This is a genomic window from Halobacillus sp. Cin3 (genome assembly GCF_947311855.1).
Classification (GTDB): Bacteria; Bacillota; Bacilli; order Bacillales; family Halobacillaceae; genus Halobacillus; species Halobacillus kuroshimensis.
The window spans coordinates 173830-191721 of the sequence record NZ_CAMZMV010000005.1 but is presented as its reverse complement, the minus strand read 5'-3'; the positions used below and the strand labels follow the sequence as shown (position 1 = coordinate 191721).

The 17892-nt window shown below is 45.3% G+C and carries 17 protein-coding genes and 1 other annotated feature; of the genes, 4 read left to right on the top strand and 13 right to left on the bottom strand.

Annotation, left to right across the window (positions count from 1 at the left end; all coding sequences use genetic code 11):
• Positions 1-87: 87 nt before the first annotated feature.
• Positions 88-780 carry an adaptor protein MecA gene (mecA, locus tag QMA39_RS16320; RefSeq protein WP_281659336.1) on the bottom strand — a complete coding sequence of 231 codons (693 nt, stop codon included), beginning with the start codon at positions 778-780 and terminating at the stop codon, positions 88-90.
• Between the two features lie 297 nt (positions 781-1077).
• Here mecA and QMA39_RS16315 point away from each other — a divergent pair, with 297 nt between their 5' ends.
• Entirely contained in the window at positions 1078-1743 is a 666-nt protein-coding gene (locus QMA39_RS16315; RefSeq protein WP_281659335.1) for a TerC family protein, read from the top strand.
• 61 nt (positions 1744-1804) lie between these two features.
• Here QMA39_RS16315 and spxA read toward each other — a convergent pair whose 3' ends face one another.
• From spxA to QMA39_RS16275, 8 genes are all read right to left on the bottom strand, one after another.
• Positions 1805-2200 (bottom strand): transcriptional regulator SpxA, encoded by a 396-nt coding sequence (gene spxA / locus QMA39_RS16310; RefSeq protein WP_027953538.1) that lies wholly within the window; start codon positions 2198-2200, stop codon positions 1805-1807.
• 285 nt (positions 2201-2485) lie between these two features.
• On the bottom strand, positions 2486-3079 hold the full coding sequence (locus QMA39_RS16305; protein WP_027953537.1) for a GNAT family N-acetyltransferase: 594 nt from the start codon (positions 3077-3079) through the stop codon (positions 2486-2488).
• Positions 3080-3841: 762 nt separating this feature from the next.
• Positions 3842-5056 (bottom strand): putative glycoside hydrolase, encoded by a 1215-nt coding sequence (locus QMA39_RS16300; RefSeq protein ID WP_206931705.1) that lies wholly within the window; start codon positions 5054-5056, stop codon positions 3842-3844.
• Positions 5057-5232: 176 nt separating this feature from the next.
• The gene (locus QMA39_RS16295) at positions 5233-6171 is read right to left on the bottom strand and encodes an ATP-binding cassette domain-containing protein (protein WP_027953535.1); all 939 of its coding nucleotides are present in this window, start codon (positions 6169-6171) and stop codon (positions 5233-5235) included.
• Complete coding sequence (locus QMA39_RS16290; protein ID WP_281659334.1) at positions 6168-7226, bottom strand: ABC transporter ATP-binding protein; 1059 nt, start codon at positions 7224-7226, stop codon at positions 6168-6170. The genes QMA39_RS16295 and QMA39_RS16290 overlap by 4 nt, the downstream gene beginning before the upstream one ends.
• Positions 7227-7242: 16 nt before the next feature.
• A complete protein-coding gene (opp3C, locus tag QMA39_RS16285) occupies positions 7243-8373 on the bottom strand; it encodes an oligopeptide ABC transporter permease (RefSeq protein WP_206931703.1) in 1131 nt (376 codons plus the stop codon).
• 6 nt (positions 8374-8379) lie between these two features.
• Entirely contained in the window at positions 8380-9306 is a 927-nt protein-coding gene (opp3b, locus tag QMA39_RS16280; RefSeq protein ID WP_281659333.1) for an oligopeptide ABC transporter permease, read from the bottom strand.
• Positions 9307-9478: 172 nt separating this feature from the next.
• Complete coding sequence (locus tag QMA39_RS16275) at positions 9479-11161, bottom strand: peptide ABC transporter substrate-binding protein (RefSeq protein WP_281659332.1); 1683 nt, start codon at positions 11159-11161, stop codon at positions 9479-9481.
• Positions 11162-11577: 416 nt separating this feature from the next.
• Between QMA39_RS16275 and QMA39_RS16270 the strand changes: the two genes are divergently transcribed.
• Both QMA39_RS16270 and trpS read left to right on the top strand, forming a co-directional pair.
• Entirely contained in the window at positions 11578-11940 is a 363-nt protein-coding gene (locus QMA39_RS16270) for a DUF3899 domain-containing protein (protein ID WP_242520213.1), read from the top strand.
• Positions 11941-11996: 56 nt separating this feature from the next.
• Positions 11997-12197 (top strand) — a binding site (T-box leader).
• A gap of 72 nt (positions 12198-12269) precedes the next feature.
• The gene (trpS, locus tag QMA39_RS16265) at positions 12270-13271 is read left to right on the top strand and encodes a tryptophan--tRNA ligase (RefSeq protein WP_206931697.1); all 1002 of its coding nucleotides are present in this window, start codon (positions 12270-12272) and stop codon (positions 13269-13271) included.
• Between the two features lie 27 nt (positions 13272-13298).
• Here trpS and QMA39_RS16260 read toward each other — a convergent pair whose 3' ends face one another.
• Positions 13299-14060 carry a YjbA family protein gene (locus tag QMA39_RS16260; RefSeq protein ID WP_281659331.1) on the bottom strand — a complete coding sequence of 254 codons (762 nt, stop codon included), beginning with the start codon at positions 14058-14060 and terminating at the stop codon, positions 13299-13301.
• Between the two features lie 90 nt (positions 14061-14150).
• Positions 14151-14351, bottom strand: coding sequence for a hypothetical protein (locus tag QMA39_RS16255; protein WP_160834913.1), 201 nt, complete (start codon positions 14349-14351; stop codon positions 14151-14153).
• A gap of 157 nt (positions 14352-14508) precedes the next feature.
• Here QMA39_RS16255 and QMA39_RS16250 point away from each other — a divergent pair, with 157 nt between their 5' ends.
• A complete protein-coding gene (locus tag QMA39_RS16250; protein ID WP_281659330.1) occupies positions 14509-15519 on the top strand; it encodes an LCP family protein in 1011 nt (336 codons plus the stop codon).
• A 22-nt stretch (positions 15520-15541) separates the two neighbouring features.
• Here QMA39_RS16250 and fabF read toward each other — a convergent pair whose 3' ends face one another.
• Positions 15542-16783, bottom strand: a complete 1242-nt coding sequence (gene fabF / locus QMA39_RS16245) for a beta-ketoacyl-ACP synthase II (RefSeq protein ID WP_027953525.1) — start codon at positions 16781-16783, stop codon at positions 15542-15544.
• A gap of 16 nt (positions 16784-16799) precedes the next feature.
• A complete protein-coding gene (locus QMA39_RS16240) occupies positions 16800-17738 on the bottom strand; it encodes a beta-ketoacyl-ACP synthase III (RefSeq protein ID WP_027953524.1) in 939 nt (312 codons plus the stop codon).
• Positions 17739-17892: the final 154 nt, after the last annotated feature.

The following is a 17892-nucleotide window of genomic DNA, read 5'->3' as shown; positions in this document are numbered from 1 at the left end:
GCATCACCTCTCCCCAATATTCGACATCCGGTCATTATCTCCTGCCTGCAAAAAAAATAAGCACACGATGGTGTGTGCTTGTTTATATTAATCAAGTGGGAAGTATTGTCTGATCTGCTGCAGGGCCTGCTCTTCAAAGATGACTTTCCCATACTCCTCAAGACGATAAACTGTCAAGGATGATTCGTGAGCATATTCCATCAGCTGGCTCAGCGTATTTTCCTGTTCGTCATCATTCATACGTTCATCATCGAACTGAATATACAGATAGTAACGGTCTTCGAAGTGGAATAAGCGCTGTTCCATTGATTCAGGAATAGATAGATAATGGCTGAGCTGGATAATATCTTCAAACTCATTGAATTTCAAGGTGAAAGTCAAGGAACCTTCCGACTCTTCTACTCCATCTTCCTCAGACTGCTTATAATCTCCAGATGTCTGGTATTTATCATCCAGGAGGGATTCAAGTTTTTCATCCAGTGGAACATCGACACCCTTACCTTCATCATTCGGCAGTTCAAGCTTTTGACCATCCTGGGATACTTGAGCTTTTGTAACAATCACTTCCAGACCTTTGTCCATAGCCTGGACTTGGATCCAAAGCGGTCCGTCCGCCTGAAAATTCTCCTTATCGTTCACTTCATCCATCATTTCCCAGAAAAGCTGTTCACTTCTTTCCCGGTTATACCAGATTTCTTCTCGATCAAAACCTCTTTGCTCTACATCCTGATATGTTACGTAAAATTTTACGGTATTCTCATTAATGCGTTCGATTTCCATACGTTTCTCTCCCTTCTAAACATGTTTTAAGGGGGAAGGGAATACTCACCCTTTGTGCTTCTTCCTAGACCCTTACCCTTCAGGCCTGAACTTCAACCGTAATAATGTGCCATGTAAGGGTTGATGTGATTCTATTGTATGACAGCTGAAGCAAAATGAAAAACAAATTGCTCGAATTCAGCATAGAGCTGTCCGCGTTCTGAATAGATTAGAACAGAGCCTGTAGTGAAGCGGGTTGATTTTTCATTTTAGCTTATTACCATTGGTTTGTCACTACGTAGCAGGAGGATTTTTTTCATGAACTGGGACCTACTTGAACCACTCTTCATCATTATCAGCATCGACATTATTCTCGGCGGCGATAATGCGGTTGTCATCGCTCTGGCCAGCCGGAACCTGCCTCCGGAACAAAGGAATAAAGCAATCTTCTTCGGAACAGGGCTTGCTATTGCTGCAAGGGTCCTGTTAACGGTGGTTGCTCTTTATCTTCTCCAAATTCCCTTTCTTCAATTAATCGGAGGGCTGCTTCTTTTTTACATTGCCATCAAACTGCTGACGGATACCGAGGAAACCGACCACATCAAGGCGGGTGACAGTCTTGCGGCGGCGGTAAAAACGATTGTGTTTGCTGATATCGTCATGGGCTTTGATAATGTCCTGGCCATTGCAGGCGCTTCCCACAATAATATTCTGCTGGTTATTATCGGGCTGCTCGTTTCCGTTCCTATCATTGTGTGGGGAAGCCGGATCATTCTTCATATGATGGACAAGTTTCCCCTGCTCATTTATTTCGGGGCCGGAATTTTAGCTTATACAGCTGCAGAAATGGTGAAAGAGGATCGATACATGATGCAGTATATGGAAGAGTTTCCATATATCCATCAATGGTTTGCTGTTATTATGGTCATTATCATTATTACTTTAGGGTATTGGATAAATAAACGAAAAGGAACGGCGATTTGACAATATTCAAGCCTAAAATAAAAACTGCGGCAGCTTAGGCTGTCGCAGTTTTTATTTTGTATTAATTAACGAGACGTTGAGCTTCTTTCAACTGGAATGTACGCACACTGCGCGGAAGGAAACGACGGATTTCGTCCTCGTTATAACCGACCTGCAGACGCTTATCATCAATGATGATCGGGCGGCGCAGCAATCCAGGGTTTTCCTGGATCAAATCAAACAGATCCTGCATTGGAAGCTGATCGAAATCAACTTTCAACTTCTGGAAAACTTTAGAGCGCGTAGAGATGATTTCTTCCGTTCCATCCTCAGTCATACGGAGGATTTCCTTGATTTCATCCAATGTAAGCGGCTCAGAAAAGATATTTCGTTCCGTATAAGGGATGTTATGCTCTTCCAACCAAGCTTTCGCCTTTCGACATGATGTACAACTTGGTGAGGTATAAAGTGTAACCATACAGAAACTTCACTCCTCAAATATTTTATGGTAGAGATTCAATTGCTTCTTTTTTTATAATCAGTACAATCTGTACTATGGTTCTACTATAACACAGTTGTCAAGTTTTTTCTATATCTATACGAACATATGTTATGAAAAAGCAATCATTTTCTGGTTCTTATACCCTTATACCACTTGTACATAGAGGTTAAACATCATTTCGGCATTTTTTCTTTCCATCTAGTTTATCAACTACTATGCAGTCATTGAAAATACCCGCCGGTAATGCAGCGGGTATTTTCCTTATGTCTGACGGGTTTTCCCGAGTTCGTCCAAAATATCCTCGGTGTCCCTTTTCTCGTCGTGGGTCAGCACTTCCTCTACCGGCTGATACGACTTTCCATAAAATTGTTCATCCTTATACGTATGGATTTCTGTGTACATTTTCTTCATCTGCTCGAAAATCTGCTCTTCCGATGCATCATCCGGTGACCAGTATAAAATCTCCATACTGTTCATTTCATTCGTTACAACAGAACGGCGGGTATATCCAATGGATTGGGCATGTGTAAAACCTTCCCTTTGATAAAAGCGGAGACGCGCCTCCGTATCAGAGTCTTCATAATCCACAGGTTCTACTTCAAGGATGATGGGTTTACCTTTGGCCTTCATCTTTTCAATGAGCTTATGACCGAGTCCCTGCCCCCGCGCTGCGGTGGAAACGTATACATAATCGATGAAAAGAAAGCTGTCGAATTCAGCATACATCAGGACGTGGTATTCCCCCTCATCTTTATAGTAGACATCGCTTTTTTCCTTTAATAAAGCTTCCATGTGTTCTTTTGACTTCATTTCCTCAACCGGGAAATATTCGTTCAGCTTTTCATACCAATTCATTGATCTACTCCCTTATCATTAGTCCCTTTCATTATAGCGAAAATTCCCAACCTTGTTAAATGCCCCGCTGTACAACCATTGGTGCACTTAGGCTTTACTTTCATTACTTACGTTATTCCCGGCGTTCACGGCCATTAACCTTGAAAATGCAGGCCGCCTTCTCCTGCTTGAATAAAAAAGCCTGTGTGAACCAGTTAGAGTTGTCCATTTGTCGTGTGAAGGGTCACTTTCCGCTTATCGGTGGATAAATGACGCGGGCACGCCCTCAGCTGACTTGGACAGGAAGGCCGCCTGCCCAAGTGGATCTTCGGCCCGTGCTATTCCCGCAGGCATCACCACCGAACGCTCCTCGTGCCGACGTTGGAATATAGAGGAGAGAGACTGTGCACTACGCAGGTTCGCAGATTCAAAAGAACGGCACGGGCTGCGCTATCGCCCTTGCGTGGAAAAGAAAAAGGAAAAGAACAGGGTCTGATAACAGCTGCCTGCCGGAATATGAAAAAGATTGTCCTCCATCCAGCAAGGGTGAACTGGGAAAAGGAGAGTCTTTTTCGATGTTAAAGAACGCCCAAGGAGCGGTGCCTCTTCACTCCTGCGGAAAAACGAGTGGTCCGTGATCGCCGAGCGTGGGTTTTGCGAGGAAGCTCGGTCGCTCGTCCGCGGAAAGGGAAGGGGCTTTCGCTCCTGGCGGTGAGAAAGAAAAAAGCTTGTAAAGAAACAGAGATTTCTCTACAAGCTTAAGACGGGAGACCCCGGTCTTTTTTATTCATTCATCGGTGTGTAGTCGACACCTTTCGTATAGTTATTCCCTGCATTCCATAGAAGGAACTCATCAATGCCGTTTTCATTCAAGGCTCTGATCTGTGCCTCTACTTCAGCTTTGCCATACTGTTTGGTTGGTCCGGAATACAACCAAGGGGCTTCAAAATCCTGAAGCCATGGACGGGAGGTTGGAGCTGGATCCAGCTTACCGAGAACTTCATTCTCCACTTTGGCGTATTCATTAATCAATTTATACGGTTCAGCATCCGGTTTGGATATACCAAAGTACGGACCCCAGTGACTTGGGTAGATCATCGATGAAATAACATCCACGTTTGAAGATATTTTTGAGAAGTTCTGTCCGATGTTTGGAGCTTCTTCGATGGTGGCTGAATATCCAAAGATATCCACAGACACATCGACACCGTAATATTCCAGCTCTCCACGGGCGAATTCTACAAAGTCGGTGACAGCCTGAACACGCTTCTGCACGTTATCCAGATCCATATCCGCATATTTCCCCTGCCCGTAATCCAGCTGGTCATCCCGGCTTCCAAAACCTTCAGGGAAACGGACGTAATCATATTGGATCTCTTCAAAGCCCATCTCTGCTGCTTTTTTAGCCAGCTCTACGTTGTATTCCCATACTTCTTCCATAAATGGGTTCACAAACGCTTCTCCTTTGCCGTTTTTCCACACCTGACCATTTTGTGTAAAGGACAGATCGGGACGTTTCTCCGCCAGCATACTGTCTTTGAACACAACGACACGGGCAATCGGATAAATGCCTTTTTCCTCAAGTTCCTTCAGCATCTGCTCAGGATCATCAATAAAAGATTCAGCCACATCAGCGTATGGCGAGCCTTCTTCAGGCTGGAACGTGATGTTTCCGTTATCCTCTTTGATATCGATGACCATCGCATTCAGTTCCGTGTCTTCCACCAGCTGCGTCAACTCTGCCATCTTAGCCCCGCCGGCGGAAGGACCCGTAACGTAAATGCCACGAACCGCATCCGGATATTCAAAGCTTAAGCCGGAGTTGTATGTAAACCTTGCGGCCGGACTTGGAACAGCCAGCTCCTTTAAGCCAATCTGCTTTTTCGTAAGCGTACCGGCATCTTTTCCATCTGCTGCTTCTGCATTATGTACTGGAATCATCATGCCCACAAGAAGTATACCTGTGAAAATCATGGTCCAGAGACTTCTTTTCCCCATTTCATCCTACTCCTATCCTATTATGTCTCTTATTCATTATAAAAGAGGAAGCTTCATTATAACAATAATGATATGAACTTTCCTGAAAAATTTGGAAGATTGCTCCCTTTTTCCTATATGCGTAAACACGCATGAAAAAGACTCTGCCTATGGAGACAGAGTCTTCTTTCTCTTTCTTATCTACCCGTACCATGCTCTCTTTGATACTGCTCAAATTCCTTCGTTGTACAAAGGACAAAATGTCCCGGGCGTACTTCACGGAATTCCGGTTCCTCACTTGTATCATGCTGACTCGGATCATATGTGAAACGTTCACGGGAACGTTCATAATCCGGATCAGGAAGCGGGATGGCGGAAAGAAGAGACTGTGTATACGGATGGATCGGGTGCTTATACAGTTCTTCTGCATCTGCAAGTTCCACCATCTTACCAAAGTACATCACACCGATACGATCACTGATGTATTTCACCATGGACAGGTCGTGGGCGATGAATAAATACGTCAGTCCGTTCTCATTCTGCAGTTTCTTCAAAAGGTTGACCACCTGGGCCTGAATGGAAACGTCCAGGGCGGAAATCGGCTCGTCCGCAATGATAAAGGAAGGATCCACAGCCAGCGCCCGGGCAATCCCGATACGCTGGCGCTGTCCGCCACTGAATTCGTGAGGATAACGGTTGGCGTGTTCCTTATTTAAACCGACCGTTTCAAGCAGCTCATGAACCCTCTCTTTTCTTGCATTCGAATCTTTTGATAGACCGTGGATGTCCATGCCCTCTGCGATAATATCCTCGACCTTCATACGTGGGTTCAAGGATGCATAAGGATCCTGGAAAATCATCTGCATTTCCCTGTTGAATTTCTTCAACTGGTCACGGGATTTTTTCCCATGCACGTTTTCGCCGTTGTAGAGGACTTCACCATCGGTAGCATCGTACAAACGGATGATAGTCCGGCCGGTTGTAGATTTCCCACAGCCCGACTCTCCTACAAGGCCGAAGGTTTCACCCTTGTAAATATCGAAATTCAAGCCGTCCACAGCTTTTACAACGCTGTGTCTTCCGGTTTTAAAGTGCTGCTTCAAATTTTTAATTTCTACTAATTTTTCCTTACTCATCGTTGTTCACCTTCCGAACCGCCGGATGTTTTCGCCATGCCTTCCATGCGTTTCTTCACTGCAGCTGGAGGGTCGATATCCGGAGCATTTTCATGAAGCAGCCACGTGGCAGCGTAGTGCGTATCGCTTACCTTAAACATTGGCGGCTCCTGTTCCAAATCAATTTTCATCGCATATTCATTCCGGGCTGCGAATGCGTCCCCTTTCGGAGGATTCAACAAGTCCGGTGGAGAACCTGGAATGGCATAAAGCTCTTCATCTTCACTATCGAGAGACGGCATGGACCCTAGAAGCCCCCATGTATAAGGGTGTTTCGGGTTATAAAAGATATCATCCACCGTTCCGACTTCTACAATTTTACCAGCGTACATAACCGCCACACGGTCCGCTACGTTGGCTACAACACCGAGATCGTGGGTAATGAAAATGGTAGCTGAATCCGTCTTCTTCTGAATATCCTTCATCAATTCAAGAATCTGCGCCTGGATCGTTACATCAAGAGCTGTGGTCGGCTCATCGGCAATCAATAATTTAGGATTACACGCAAGAGCGATCGCTACAACCACACGCTGCCTCATTCCACCTGAGAACTGGTGAGGATACTGCTTCATCCGGTTTTCTGCGTCTGCAATGCCAACAAGTTCAAGAAGCTCAACGACACGTTTACGTGCCTGCGGCTTGCTCATTTTCTGGTGTTTGATCAATCCTTCCATGATCTGGTTTCCAACCTTCATGGTAGGGTTCAGGGAAGTCATCGGATCCTGGAAGATCATGGAGATTTCCTTCCCGCGGATTTTCTGCATCTGCTTATCCGACATTTTAGCAAGGTCGCGTCCTTCGAAAAGGATTTCCCCCTGCTTAATGCGCCCTGGAGGCATTGGAATCAGCTGCATCAGCGCTTTGGTCGTAACGGATTTTCCGGAACCCGATTCTCCCACAATCGCCAAGGTTTCCCCTTTATTCAAATCGAAATTAACCCCACGTACAGCTTTTACTTCACCGCCGTAGGTGTCAAAGGATACATGTAAATCTTTTACTTTTAGTAATTTTTCCATTGGTTACACCTACCTCCTATTCACGCATCTTCGGATCAAACGCATCACGCAGACCGTCCGCTAAGACGTTAAAGGCAATCATAATTAAGGAAATGACAACTGCCGGGAACAACAAGATGTGCGGATAAATCTGCAGCGACTGGAAACCGGCATTGATCAACGTACCCAATGAAGCCATCGGCGTCGGCAGTCCTAAGCCGATGAAGCTTAAGAAGGCTTCAAAGAAAATCGCTGACGGGATCGAGAACATCGTGTTAATGATGATCAACCCAAGGACGTTTGGAATCAAGTGCCTTTGAAGAATCCGGCTGTCTTTAGCACCGAGTGTGCGTGAAGCAAGCACGAATTCCTGGTTTTTCAATTTCAAAACCTGACCACGGACAATCCGGGCCATCGCTATCCATCCGGCTATCGCAAGGGCAATCGTAATCGATAAGATCCCCGGCTCTAAAATCAAGATCATCAGGATAACAAGAACAAGGTTTGGAATACCTACGAGAATTTCAATAATCCGCTGCATGACGTTATCCACACGGCCGCCGTAGTAAGCTGAAATACCACCGTAGGCAACACCAATCAGCATATCAATCGCTGCAGCAAGGAAAGCAATGTACAAGGATACACGCGTTCCCATCCACGTACGTGTCCACTGGTCACGACCGAGACCGTCTGTCCCAAACCAGTAGTTTTCCTGAATATCTTTCGCAGCATAAACATCATACGTCGCCCTTACCTGTGCGGGCTCACCATTAGTACCGTCGTTAACAACTTCTGTTTCAATGAAATCTTCCTGATTGTTAAAGCGCATCAACGCTTTGGATTCTGCCTGCTCAAGCGTAGCGGCTGATTGGACGTCGGACAGCGTACCATCCATGCCCAGCCATCCAAGCCCTTCTACCTTCGGAGGCATTTTAGAACGGGAAAGGTCCTGTTCGTATACACCGTAATCATTCAAGTACGGTCCGAAAATTGCAAGCAGAGCTAAAATAACTAGCACAGCAAGGCCAATCATCGCTCCCACGTTTTTACGAAGGCGGATAAAGGAATCCTGCCAGAACGACAGGCTCGGCCGGGTAATCTTTTCACTTTCAGTATCTGTGGTATCCACAGGAACAAATAAATCTTTATTTGGTTTATGGTTTTCCATAAATGACTACTCTCCTTCTGCCAGTCGGATTCTAGGATCAATGACTCCATAAAGCAGGTCGATGACCAGGATGATGATGATGAACATGAAAGATAGCAGCAATGTTGTCCCCATAATGATTGGGTAATCATTCACATTAATCGCTTTTACAAACTGTTCACCGATTCCAGGTACGGCGAAGATGTTCTCAATAACCAAAGAACCTGTCATCAAGCTGATCGCCAAAGGGCCTAAAACCGTAATCAACGGGATCAAAGCGTTACGAAGACCGTGCTTGAATACGACACCGACTTTATTGACCCCTTTGGCACGGGCAGTCACGATATAATCGGAACCCATTACCTCAAGCATTTCTGTTCTCATAAAGCGGGCGGCAATTGCAATTGGGAAGATGGCCAACGAAGCGGTTGGTAGAACGGTATACTCCCAGCCTTCCCACAAGGCAACTGGAAACCAGCCGAACTTAACGCCAATATAAAATTGTAGAAGTCCTGCGAATACAAAGGACGGAATGGACTGACCCAGCACAGCTAAAAAGGTGGAAGTGTAATCCATAAATCCGTTATGGTAGATTGCAGAAACCAAACCTAAAAGCATTCCCAGAATGACTCCAATTACCATCGCCTGCACACCAAGCTGCATCGACGGGCCGATTCTTTCCATAATGATCGTTGAAACTTCACGGTTATCAAACTGGAAGGAAATACCCAGGTCTCCCTGTGCAAGATTAACCATATAATTGAAATACTGAATCGGCACTGGATCATCCAGGCCATACTTTTCCAAAACTACCTGTTGTTGTTCTTCTGATAATTTATCTGCAGCACTTAGGGGAGTACCTGGTAAAAACTTCATCAGGAAGAACGTTAAGGTAGCAATTAAGATCATCGTTATAACCAAGTAGATAAGCCGTTGAATAATATAACGAGTCATATTGAACACCTCCATTAGATAAACCACAGTCTATTCTCATTGCCTGAATTAACTGAAAGTTGTTTATAATCAGAATAATAGGTTGACAGGGAAAAAGAGAGCATATGCCAACTCGTTGGACATATACTCTCTTCCCTATTAAGCAAGCCTATATGTGGTTGGAATTCCTCAATTATTTACCTTCGATATAAGCATATTTGTACGTGTAGTCAGGACCCATCGGCTGAGCCATGACACCCTTAACATACGGCTTCCAAAGCTGAGCCTGTGCACGCTGATAAAGTGGAGCCAGTACAGCATCCTCTTGAATCAACAGTTTTTCTGCTTCTAGGAAAGTTTCGAAGCGCTCAACTGGTTCTTGTGCAAGTTCATTATTCGCTTTTTCAATCATGCCGTCGTAAGCTTCACTGGAATAGCCAGTATGGTTGTTACCACCATCTGTCACCCACATGTTCAGGAATGTGTTCGGGTCAATGTAGTCCGGACCCCATCCAGCATTCTGGAAGTCATATTCCATGTTCTTATCGCGCTCGATACGCTCTTTAAATGGTACAGACGTTACTTTAACTGTCAGTCCTTCAAGCTGTTCAAGCTGATCTTTCAGGTATGCGTCCATTTCAAGGGCCGTTTCTGTGTCACCGCCAAGGTATTCAAGCTCTACAGAATCCATACCTTCTTCTTCTTTCGCTTCGTTCCAAAGTTTCTTCGCTTCCTCAACGTTCGTTTCTACAAGCTCTCCGTTGATTTCACGGAAATCTTCTTCTGTTTCAGGGTGTTTCGCGAAGTTTCCAGGAACATCGCCGCCTGCTGGAACAGAACCGTTATTCAAGATAACGTCAATCATGCTTTGACGGTCGATGACCATCTGAACCGCTTGACGTGCTTTAACATTGCTCAGCATATCGCTTTCCTGATTCATCTTCAGGTAGAAAAGAGTAGGCTCTTCCTTCACACTGAATTCATCAGAAGTACGGTATTGATCAACAAACTCAGAAGTCAAGTTAACGCGGTCAACTTCACCTGTATCATACAAGTTTACCCCTGTAGCTGTTTCTTTAACAACTTTTACATTGATTTCTTCAAGCTGCACATTTTCTGCATCCCAGTAGTCTTCATTCTTTTCAAGCTTCCAGCCTTCCCCGTGATTCCATTCCGTCATTACAAATGGTCCGTTGGAAAGAAGGTTTTCGGATTCAAGCGCGTACTGTTCGCCTTTGTCCTCAACAAACTTCTCGTTCATTGGAAGGAACGTGCCGAACGTCGTCATAGACTCAAAATATGGAATCGGCTTTTCAAGTGTAACTTCGAATGTGTAGTCATCTACAGCTTTAACGCCAAGCTCTTCAGGAGGAACTTCGTCGTCAGCTACAGCTGTTGCATTAGCAATTACTCCACCCATCATATATGGACCGTATTCAGATCCTGTATCAGGGTTTACAGCACGCTGCCATGCGTACACGAAATCGTTGGCAGTTACCGGATCGCCGTTTGACCAAACAGCGTCTTCACGAAGAGTGAATGTCCAAGTCAAACCGTCTTCACTTACTTCGTGTTCTTTTGCAACACCCGGCTCGGGTTGACCATTCTCACCCAGGCGGTAAAGACCGTCTGTCGTAGATCCCAGCCATTGGAACGCAACAGCGTCTGTTGCAAGCGAAGCGTCCATTGTTGGAATATCCGCTGTATCCATCAAGCTAAGTACTTGTTCCCCTGAAGCTTCAGAAGAACCTTCTGTGTCTGATGAGTCCCCGCTGTCTGCAGAATCAGACGACTCGTCCGATCCGCCGGAACATGCTGCGAGGAACATGCTTAGTGCCAGTGCCAGGACCAGCAGCAGCCAATTTGTCTTTTTCATCTTTGAAAATGACCTCCCCTAAAAATTTTCAAGAAATTATTGTGGTATTTTGTCCACATATCGAATTATACAAGTTTTCTAACTATTTTGCATTACCTTTTTTTAATGAAAATTCCCAAATTCCCATCATTATTACGTTTCATTAACACAAAATAAGACCAAATACCTAGTTTATTTTACAAAGAGTTTGGAATAAACTCTAGTAAATATTAGCCTTTCTGTATAAAAAAAGGGGCTTTTTGATAAGCATGTGTTGTTTAGCGCAGTCCTACGCTAAAGCACATGTATGTTTTATACATTATTTTATGTTTATTAAATATTCTGTTTAATTAACAACTTTACTCTGCCTTCATACTTGCTCTCCATGCTATAATGATGGGTGAGTTTGTCAGAAAGGTGGAGACCTTGTGAGCATCATGAGAAATAAATGGATGATGACCGGTATTAATCTGGCGGTCGCTACTTTATTATTCATCATCCTCGCCCCTGTATACGATCTTAATCATTACATTAACCAGCTCTTTTACCTGTCCTTCTTCTATTTAGGGATCGGGTTGATGGCGTGGGTGACCCGCGGAGGTTTTTTTGATGGAATTACCTACGGGTTCCGGCGCTTCACCAATAGAATGAGTAAAAACGGGGATTATATGGACGACTGGCAGGATAAGCCCCTTCCTTCTAAGACAATCAGCGGCTCCTGGCCGCGCTTCTTCTTATTCCATGGTTTCGTCTTAATGGTGGGTTTACTTATTTTACTTGTCATTTACTATCTTCTATAGATACTTGCGGAAATACCGGTGTTACGCTATAATACAAAACTACTTCAAACATAAGATGAAAAGCTGGGAAGAAGATTAAGTACGGTTCATCTCCCCTCTCCAGAGAGGCTGTGGCTGCTGTGAACAGCTGAGGGCATGAACGGGAATTGGGTCTTCGGAGCTTCTGATAGACGTAGCATCGGCGTTAACGATTCGAGAGACTTTCGTTTGTTTAAACGAAAGTAATAAGGGTGGCACCACGGTCATTCGTCCCTTCCATATGGAAGGGATGAATGGCTTTTTTATATCCCTGCTTTTCTTACTTATAAACTAAACCAGAGGTGAAAAAAATGACAAAAACGATTTTTTCCGGTATTCAGCCGAGTGGAACATTGACGCTGGGTAACTATATCGGGGCTATGAAACACTTTACAGAGCTTCAGGATGAGAACAACTGCTATTTCTGTATAGTAGATGAGCATGCCATTACCGTTCCCCAGGACCGTTTGGAGCTCAGAAAGAACATCCGTTCTCTCGCTGCTTTGTATCTGGCTTCAGGCATTGATCCGGACAAAGCAACCTTGTTCATCCAGTCTGAAGTTCCTGAACACACTCAGCTTGGATGGATGCTCCAGAGCATCAGTTATATCGGAGAACTGGAAAGAATGACACAGTTTAAGGATAAGTCTGCCTCCGGAGGTAAGGACGGCGTTTCTTCCGGCCTCCTGACGTACCCTCCATTGATGGCTGCTGACATCCTTCTTTATAAAACGGATGTAGTGCCTGTCGGCGATGATCAGAAACAGCACTTGGAGCTGACACGAAACCTGGCCCAGCGCTTCAACAACAAATTCAATGACATTTTCACGATTCCGGAAGTGCGCATTCCTAAAGCAGGAGCCCGGATTATGTCCCTGCAGGACCCAACGAAAAAAATGAGTAAATCCGATGAGAACCAGAAAGGCTTCATTTCAATGCTGGATGACGAGAAAAAAATCTTGAAGAAAGTGAAAAGCGCAGTGACCGATTCGGACGGAATTGTGAAATACGATAAGGAAAACAAACCAGGCGTCTCCAACCTGCTTACCATTGAATCTGCCTGCAGTGGTGTTTCCATCAGCGATTTGGAAAAGAAATATGAAGGAAAAGGATACGGCGACTTCAAGCAGGGAGTGGCGGAAGCAGTCATTTCCGTTCTCAAACCGATTCAAGACCGCTATGAAAGCCTGATTGACTCGGAAGAGCTGGATGATATTCTTGATCAAGGTGCTGAAAAAGCGTCTTATGAAGCCGGGAAGATGATCCGGAAAGCGAAAAAAGCCATGGGCCTTGGAAGAGTGAAAAAGAAATAAATCAAAAACAGCCGGAATTGAGTCTTCTCAATTCCGGCTGTTCATATGTTGGGAAACGCGTTCATTCTCTCCGTGCCAGATGGTTTCAAAGAATGGTTGTCCTTTAACCATCTTCTTACATAATTCTTCATGAACCATTGACCACCCGCTGCATGTCCCTTTATACAAACGGTCCCAGGCTTCCTGTACACTGAACTGCTTGATGGACGCATATTGACCCGGATCCCATTCTGTGAGCCAGTAGCGTACTTCCTCAGGATGGTCCGAATTCTTCAGCTGATCAAGCGCCATCATAAGCAGCTGCTTTAACTGCCGTTCCCTGCGGGTTAAGCCGGCCATTTTCCGGGGATCAAGGGATAAAATATGATGCTCTTTCAAAATGTTTTTATCCATATAATAGGATTCCGGCGTTTTCCCCTGAACCATTTCAAAAACAAGACGTTCCTGCCTTGGAATCAGACGGCTCTTCTTGACCGGGAGGGTATAGCCGATGGTGTCAAAAACGACGACATCCTTACCATTCGTCACAACCGCAGCATAATCCACGGTCTGCCGCTCCTGGTTCTTTTTCATATACGTCTTCCCATGGATATCCTGAAGCAGTGCCGGCGGCAGATCCTGAAGGTCGTTTTCAATAAAATGAAACAGCTCATCATTCACAAACAAAAGTGGAATCTGATCGATCAATTCGATGCCGTCTTCTTTCCTCCACTCATGGAAACGGCACACGTTGTACCCGTTCTCTTCACCTTCAAACCAGTTCACCCATAGATCATGCATGTATAACATTACGGACCCTCACTTTCAATCAGTGATCTCTTTTGGTTACATTATGACCATTACTGGCTTTTTTATTCTTTCAATCCATATTTTAGAAAATTAATCATCCATTAAAATCAGGGCCGTTGTTATGAGTAGAATCCCAAGAGGAAACAAGTAACATTCCAGGCGGGTTCGGATCAGCAGGAAAAATTCAATCCAGCTGAGACCTGCGGGAACAAAGTTCAAATAGGTGATTGTGATCGTCCCTCCAGCCACAGCAAAACCGAAACCGGTTAACAGCAATAACCAATACCACACAGGCAGCCTCCTCCCTGCTCGTCCTCCTACAGCTATCTTATGAAGAAAATCTTCTGGAAATGCGCGGAAATACTGAGAAATCCCAGTCTTTACAACTCTTCCATTAACAGGTACATTATTTATCAGGTACGTTTCTACTTTGAAAGGATGATGAGGTTTGAGTAATTCCCGTTCCTTGCGGAAAAGACGGAATAAACGCCGCAGACGCAAGGGGATAATCGCCCTGTTCGCTTTTATATTGCTGGCCTTCAGCAGTTATACCGCTTACGAATTTTTAGCCGGCAAGCACCGTTCTCTCAATAACCAGACCGCATCGGCCGAGAATGCCTTCTCAGAAACGACGGAAAGCCTCTATAAGGATGAATTTAAAGGTGTCGATAATGGGGACGACCAAATGATGGTCCTCCTTCTCGGTATTGACCAGAGAGGTTCAGAAGTGTCCCGAACGGATACGATGATGCTGGCTCAGTATGATAAAAAGACGCAGAGTACGAAGATCGTTTCATTAATGAGAGATATGTATGTGGACATTCCAGGTCACGGCAAAAACAAATTGAATGCAGCTTTTGCCATCGGCGGACCTGAACTCCTCCGTGAAACGATCGCTGAAAACTTCGGTGTTGAAGCTGAGTACTATTCGATCATAGACTTTAACGGTTTTACCGAAATTGTGGACACCCTCTCCCCTGACGGAGTAGAAATCGACGTAGAGAAAGATATGCAGTATACGTCCGGGGACGGCTCAACCAATATTGACCTCAAGCAGGGAGACCAGACTCTATCCGGAGATGAACTGCTTGGTTATGTCCGCTTCCGTAGTGATGCTTCGGGAGACTTTGGCAGAGTGGAGCGCCAGCAGAAGGTGATTCAAATTTTGAAGGACGAACTGCTGTCTGTGCAGGGTGTTTTGAAAGCTCCCCGCCTCGTCGGCTCCATTCAGCCCTACATCGACACCAATCTAAGTGGAACAAGCATTCTTAATGCCGGGAAGGATATTCTTTTCCAATCTTCCGGGAGCATCGACATGATGAGTGTTCCGACTAATGATAACGTATGGAATGAACGGAAGGACTATCCGGTCGGCCTCGTGCTGAATCATGATTTTGTAGAGACCGCTCAGACGTTGGAACAATTTTTCGAAGAAGAAAAAGAGTCCGATGTGTCATAACGACACATCGGACTCTTTTCTATTAATCCTGATATTTTTGGAAGATCAGACTGACGTTGTGTCCACCGAAACCGAGGGAATTACTCATCACTGTGTTCACGTCCTGGTGACGGGCTTCGTTCGGTACATAATCCAGATCACATTCCGGATCCGGTGTTTCATAATTAATCGTTGGAGGCAGAATGCCATCATTGATCGCTTTCAATGAAATAACCGCCTCAACCGCACCGGCAGCTCCCAGCAGGTGACCAGTCATCGATTTTGTAGAAGAAATCGCCAGTTTTCCGGCATAATCCTGGAATACAGTCTTCGCCGCATGGGTTTCAAATTTATCATTCAGCTCTGTAGATGTTCCATGAGCGTTCAAATAATCGATATTCTCTGGTTTCAGGCCGGCATCATCGATGGCTTGAAGCATAGCTCTTGATGCTCCTTCGCCTTCCGGGGCTGGAGAAGTAATGTGATACGCATCTCCTGTCGATCCGTAACCTGTGATTTCACCGTAGATTTTCGCTCCGCGTTTTTTCGCAGATTCGAGCGTCTCAAGAATGAGAATCCCTGCACCTTCACCCATAACAAAACCATCACGGTTCTGGTCAAACGGACGGCTCGCAGTCTTTGGATCTTCATTCAAGGAAAGCGCACGGGCGGATGCGAACCCTGCGAAGGACATTTTGTTCATCGGTGCTTCCGTACCACCCGCAATCATAATGTCCGCGTCTCCACGCTGGATAACCTTGTAGGCATCTCCAATCGAGTTGGCACCTGAAGAACAGGCCGTTACTGTACAGGAGTTGATTCCTTTCGCACCGAGAGAAATCGACACCTGTCCTGCAGCCATATCCGGAATCATCATCGGGATGAAGAATGGGCTGACACGACGGTATCCTTTCTCCTGGAAGGTCTCAAACTGGGACTCATACGTTCCCATGCCTCCGATTCCTGATCCGATCCATACTCCGGTACGCGGCGCAATATCTTCTGTAATTTCAAGGCCGGCATCTTCAACGGCCATATGAGAAGCAGCCATGGCGTATTGGACAAATGGATCCATACGGCGTGCATCTTTACGATCCACCCACTTGGAAGGGTCGAAATCCTTCAATTCCGCAGCGACATGCACCGGGTAATCGTCTTTATTCACTTTTGTGATTTCTCCGATACCGGACACGCCGTTTTTAATACTGTTCCACATTTCTTCCACTGTATTACCGACAGGAGTTACGGCTCCCATTCCAGTAATGACGACACGTTGTTTATCCATGAAAATTCCTCCTTGGTTACTTACCCCATCGAAGAGCTACGGCACCCCATGTGAGACCGCCGCCGAATCCGACAAGAACTACTAGATCATTATCTTTAATTTTACCTGCCTTCACGTCCTCTGACAAAGCGATTGGAATAGAAGCAGAAGAGGTATTTCCGTACCGTTTAACGGCTGTAGACATTTTCTCTTCCGGTATTCCAAGACGCTGGCGGGCCGCTTCCATAATACGAATGTTGGCTTGGTGAGGCACCAGGTAATCAACATCCTGCTCACTTAAGCCGATCTTTTTAACTACGTTCACGGATGATTCCGGCATTTGACGGACCGCGAACTTGAATACTTCACGACCATTCATTTGCAGCTTTTCCTCAGGTTTCTGGTATAGGTGCTTACCGCCTGATCCGTCAGATCCAAGTTCGAAGGAAAGGATACCTTTGTCATCACTGACAGGACCGATAACAGCTGCACCCGCGCCATCTCCGAAGAGAACACACGTATTACGATCGCTCCAGTCCGTAATTTTAGACAGTTTCTCAACACCGACAACGAGTACATTCTGATAGGCGTTTGACTCAATAAATTGTTTCGCTGTTATCACCCCGTACATGAATCCTGCACAGGCGGCACTCAAGTCCATAGCGGCCACTTTTCTTGCTCCCAGCTTTTCCTGAAGTACGGTTGCGACCGAAGGGAAAGGCGTATCCGGAGTGACAGTCGCTACAAGAATCATATCGATGTCCTGAATGTCCAGACCGGCATCCTTCAAAGCTTCCTGAGAGGCGCGGACAGCAAGGTCAGAAGTGTCCATATCATCGGAGGCGATGCGGCGCTCTTCAATTCCTGTCCGCGTCCGGATCCATTCATCACTTGTATCTACTATTTTCTCCATATCTTTGTTGGTCAATACTTTTTCAGGCGTGTAGTGTCCTATTCCTAAGAATCCTGCCTTCATATGTTCATCCCCTTAAAGGTAATATCTAATATCAATTCTTATGACTTGGTACTAATTCTAATTCATACAGAACATTTCTGCAAGCACGCCGCCATCTCCTCCCCGTTCAAAAAAATGCGGTGCCTTCCATTTCTATAAAAAAGCCGCCCACATG

Bases quoted from the DNA above. Each gene is read 5' to 3' on its own strand.
- mecA (WP_281659336.1), bottom strand. From the start codon at position 780: ATGGAAATCGAACGCATTAATGAGAATACCGTAAAATTTTACGTAACA.
- QMA39_RS16315 (WP_281659335.1), top strand. From the start codon at position 1,078: ATGAACTGGGACCTACTTGAACCACTCTTCATCATTATCAGCATCGAC.
- spxA (WP_027953538.1), bottom strand. From the start codon at position 2,200: ATGGTTACACTTTATACCTCACCAAGTTGTACATCATGTCGAAAGGCG.
- QMA39_RS16305 (WP_027953537.1), bottom strand. From the start codon at position 3,079: ATGAATTGGTATGAAAAGCTGAACGAATATTTCCCGGTTGAGGAAATG.
- QMA39_RS16300 (WP_206931705.1), bottom strand. From the start codon at position 5,056: ATGGGGAAAAGAAGTCTCTGGACCATGATTTTCACAGGTATACTTCTT.
- QMA39_RS16295 (WP_027953535.1), bottom strand. From the start codon at position 6,171: ATGAGTAAGGAAAAATTAGTAGAAATTAAAAATTTGAAGCAGCACTTT.
- QMA39_RS16290 (WP_281659334.1), bottom strand. From the start codon at position 7,226: ATGGAAAAATTACTAAAAGTAAAAGATTTACATGTATCCTTTGACACC.
- opp3C (WP_206931703.1), bottom strand. From the start codon at position 8,373: ATGGAAAACCATAAACCAAATAAAGATTTATTTGTTCCTGTGGATACC.
- opp3b (WP_281659333.1), bottom strand. From the start codon at position 9,306: ATGACTCGTTATATTATTCAACGGCTTATCTACTTGGTTATAACGATG.
- QMA39_RS16275 (WP_281659332.1), bottom strand. From the start codon at position 11,161: ATGAAAAAGACAAATTGGCTGCTGCTGGTCCTGGCACTGGCACTAAGC.
- QMA39_RS16270 (WP_242520213.1), top strand. From the start codon at position 11,578: ATGAGAAATAAATGGATGATGACCGGTATTAATCTGGCGGTCGCTACT.
- trpS (WP_206931697.1), top strand. From the start codon at position 12,270: ATGACAAAAACGATTTTTTCCGGTATTCAGCCGAGTGGAACATTGACG.
- QMA39_RS16260 (WP_281659331.1), bottom strand. From the start codon at position 14,060: ATGTTATACATGCATGATCTATGGGTGAACTGGTTTGAAGGTGAAGAG.
- fabF (WP_027953525.1), bottom strand. From the start codon at position 16,783: ATGGATAAACAACGTGTCGTCATTACTGGAATGGGAGCCGTAACTCCT.
- QMA39_RS16240 (WP_027953524.1), bottom strand. From the start codon at position 17,738: ATGAAGGCAGGATTCTTAGGAATAGGACACTACACGCCTGAAAAAGTA.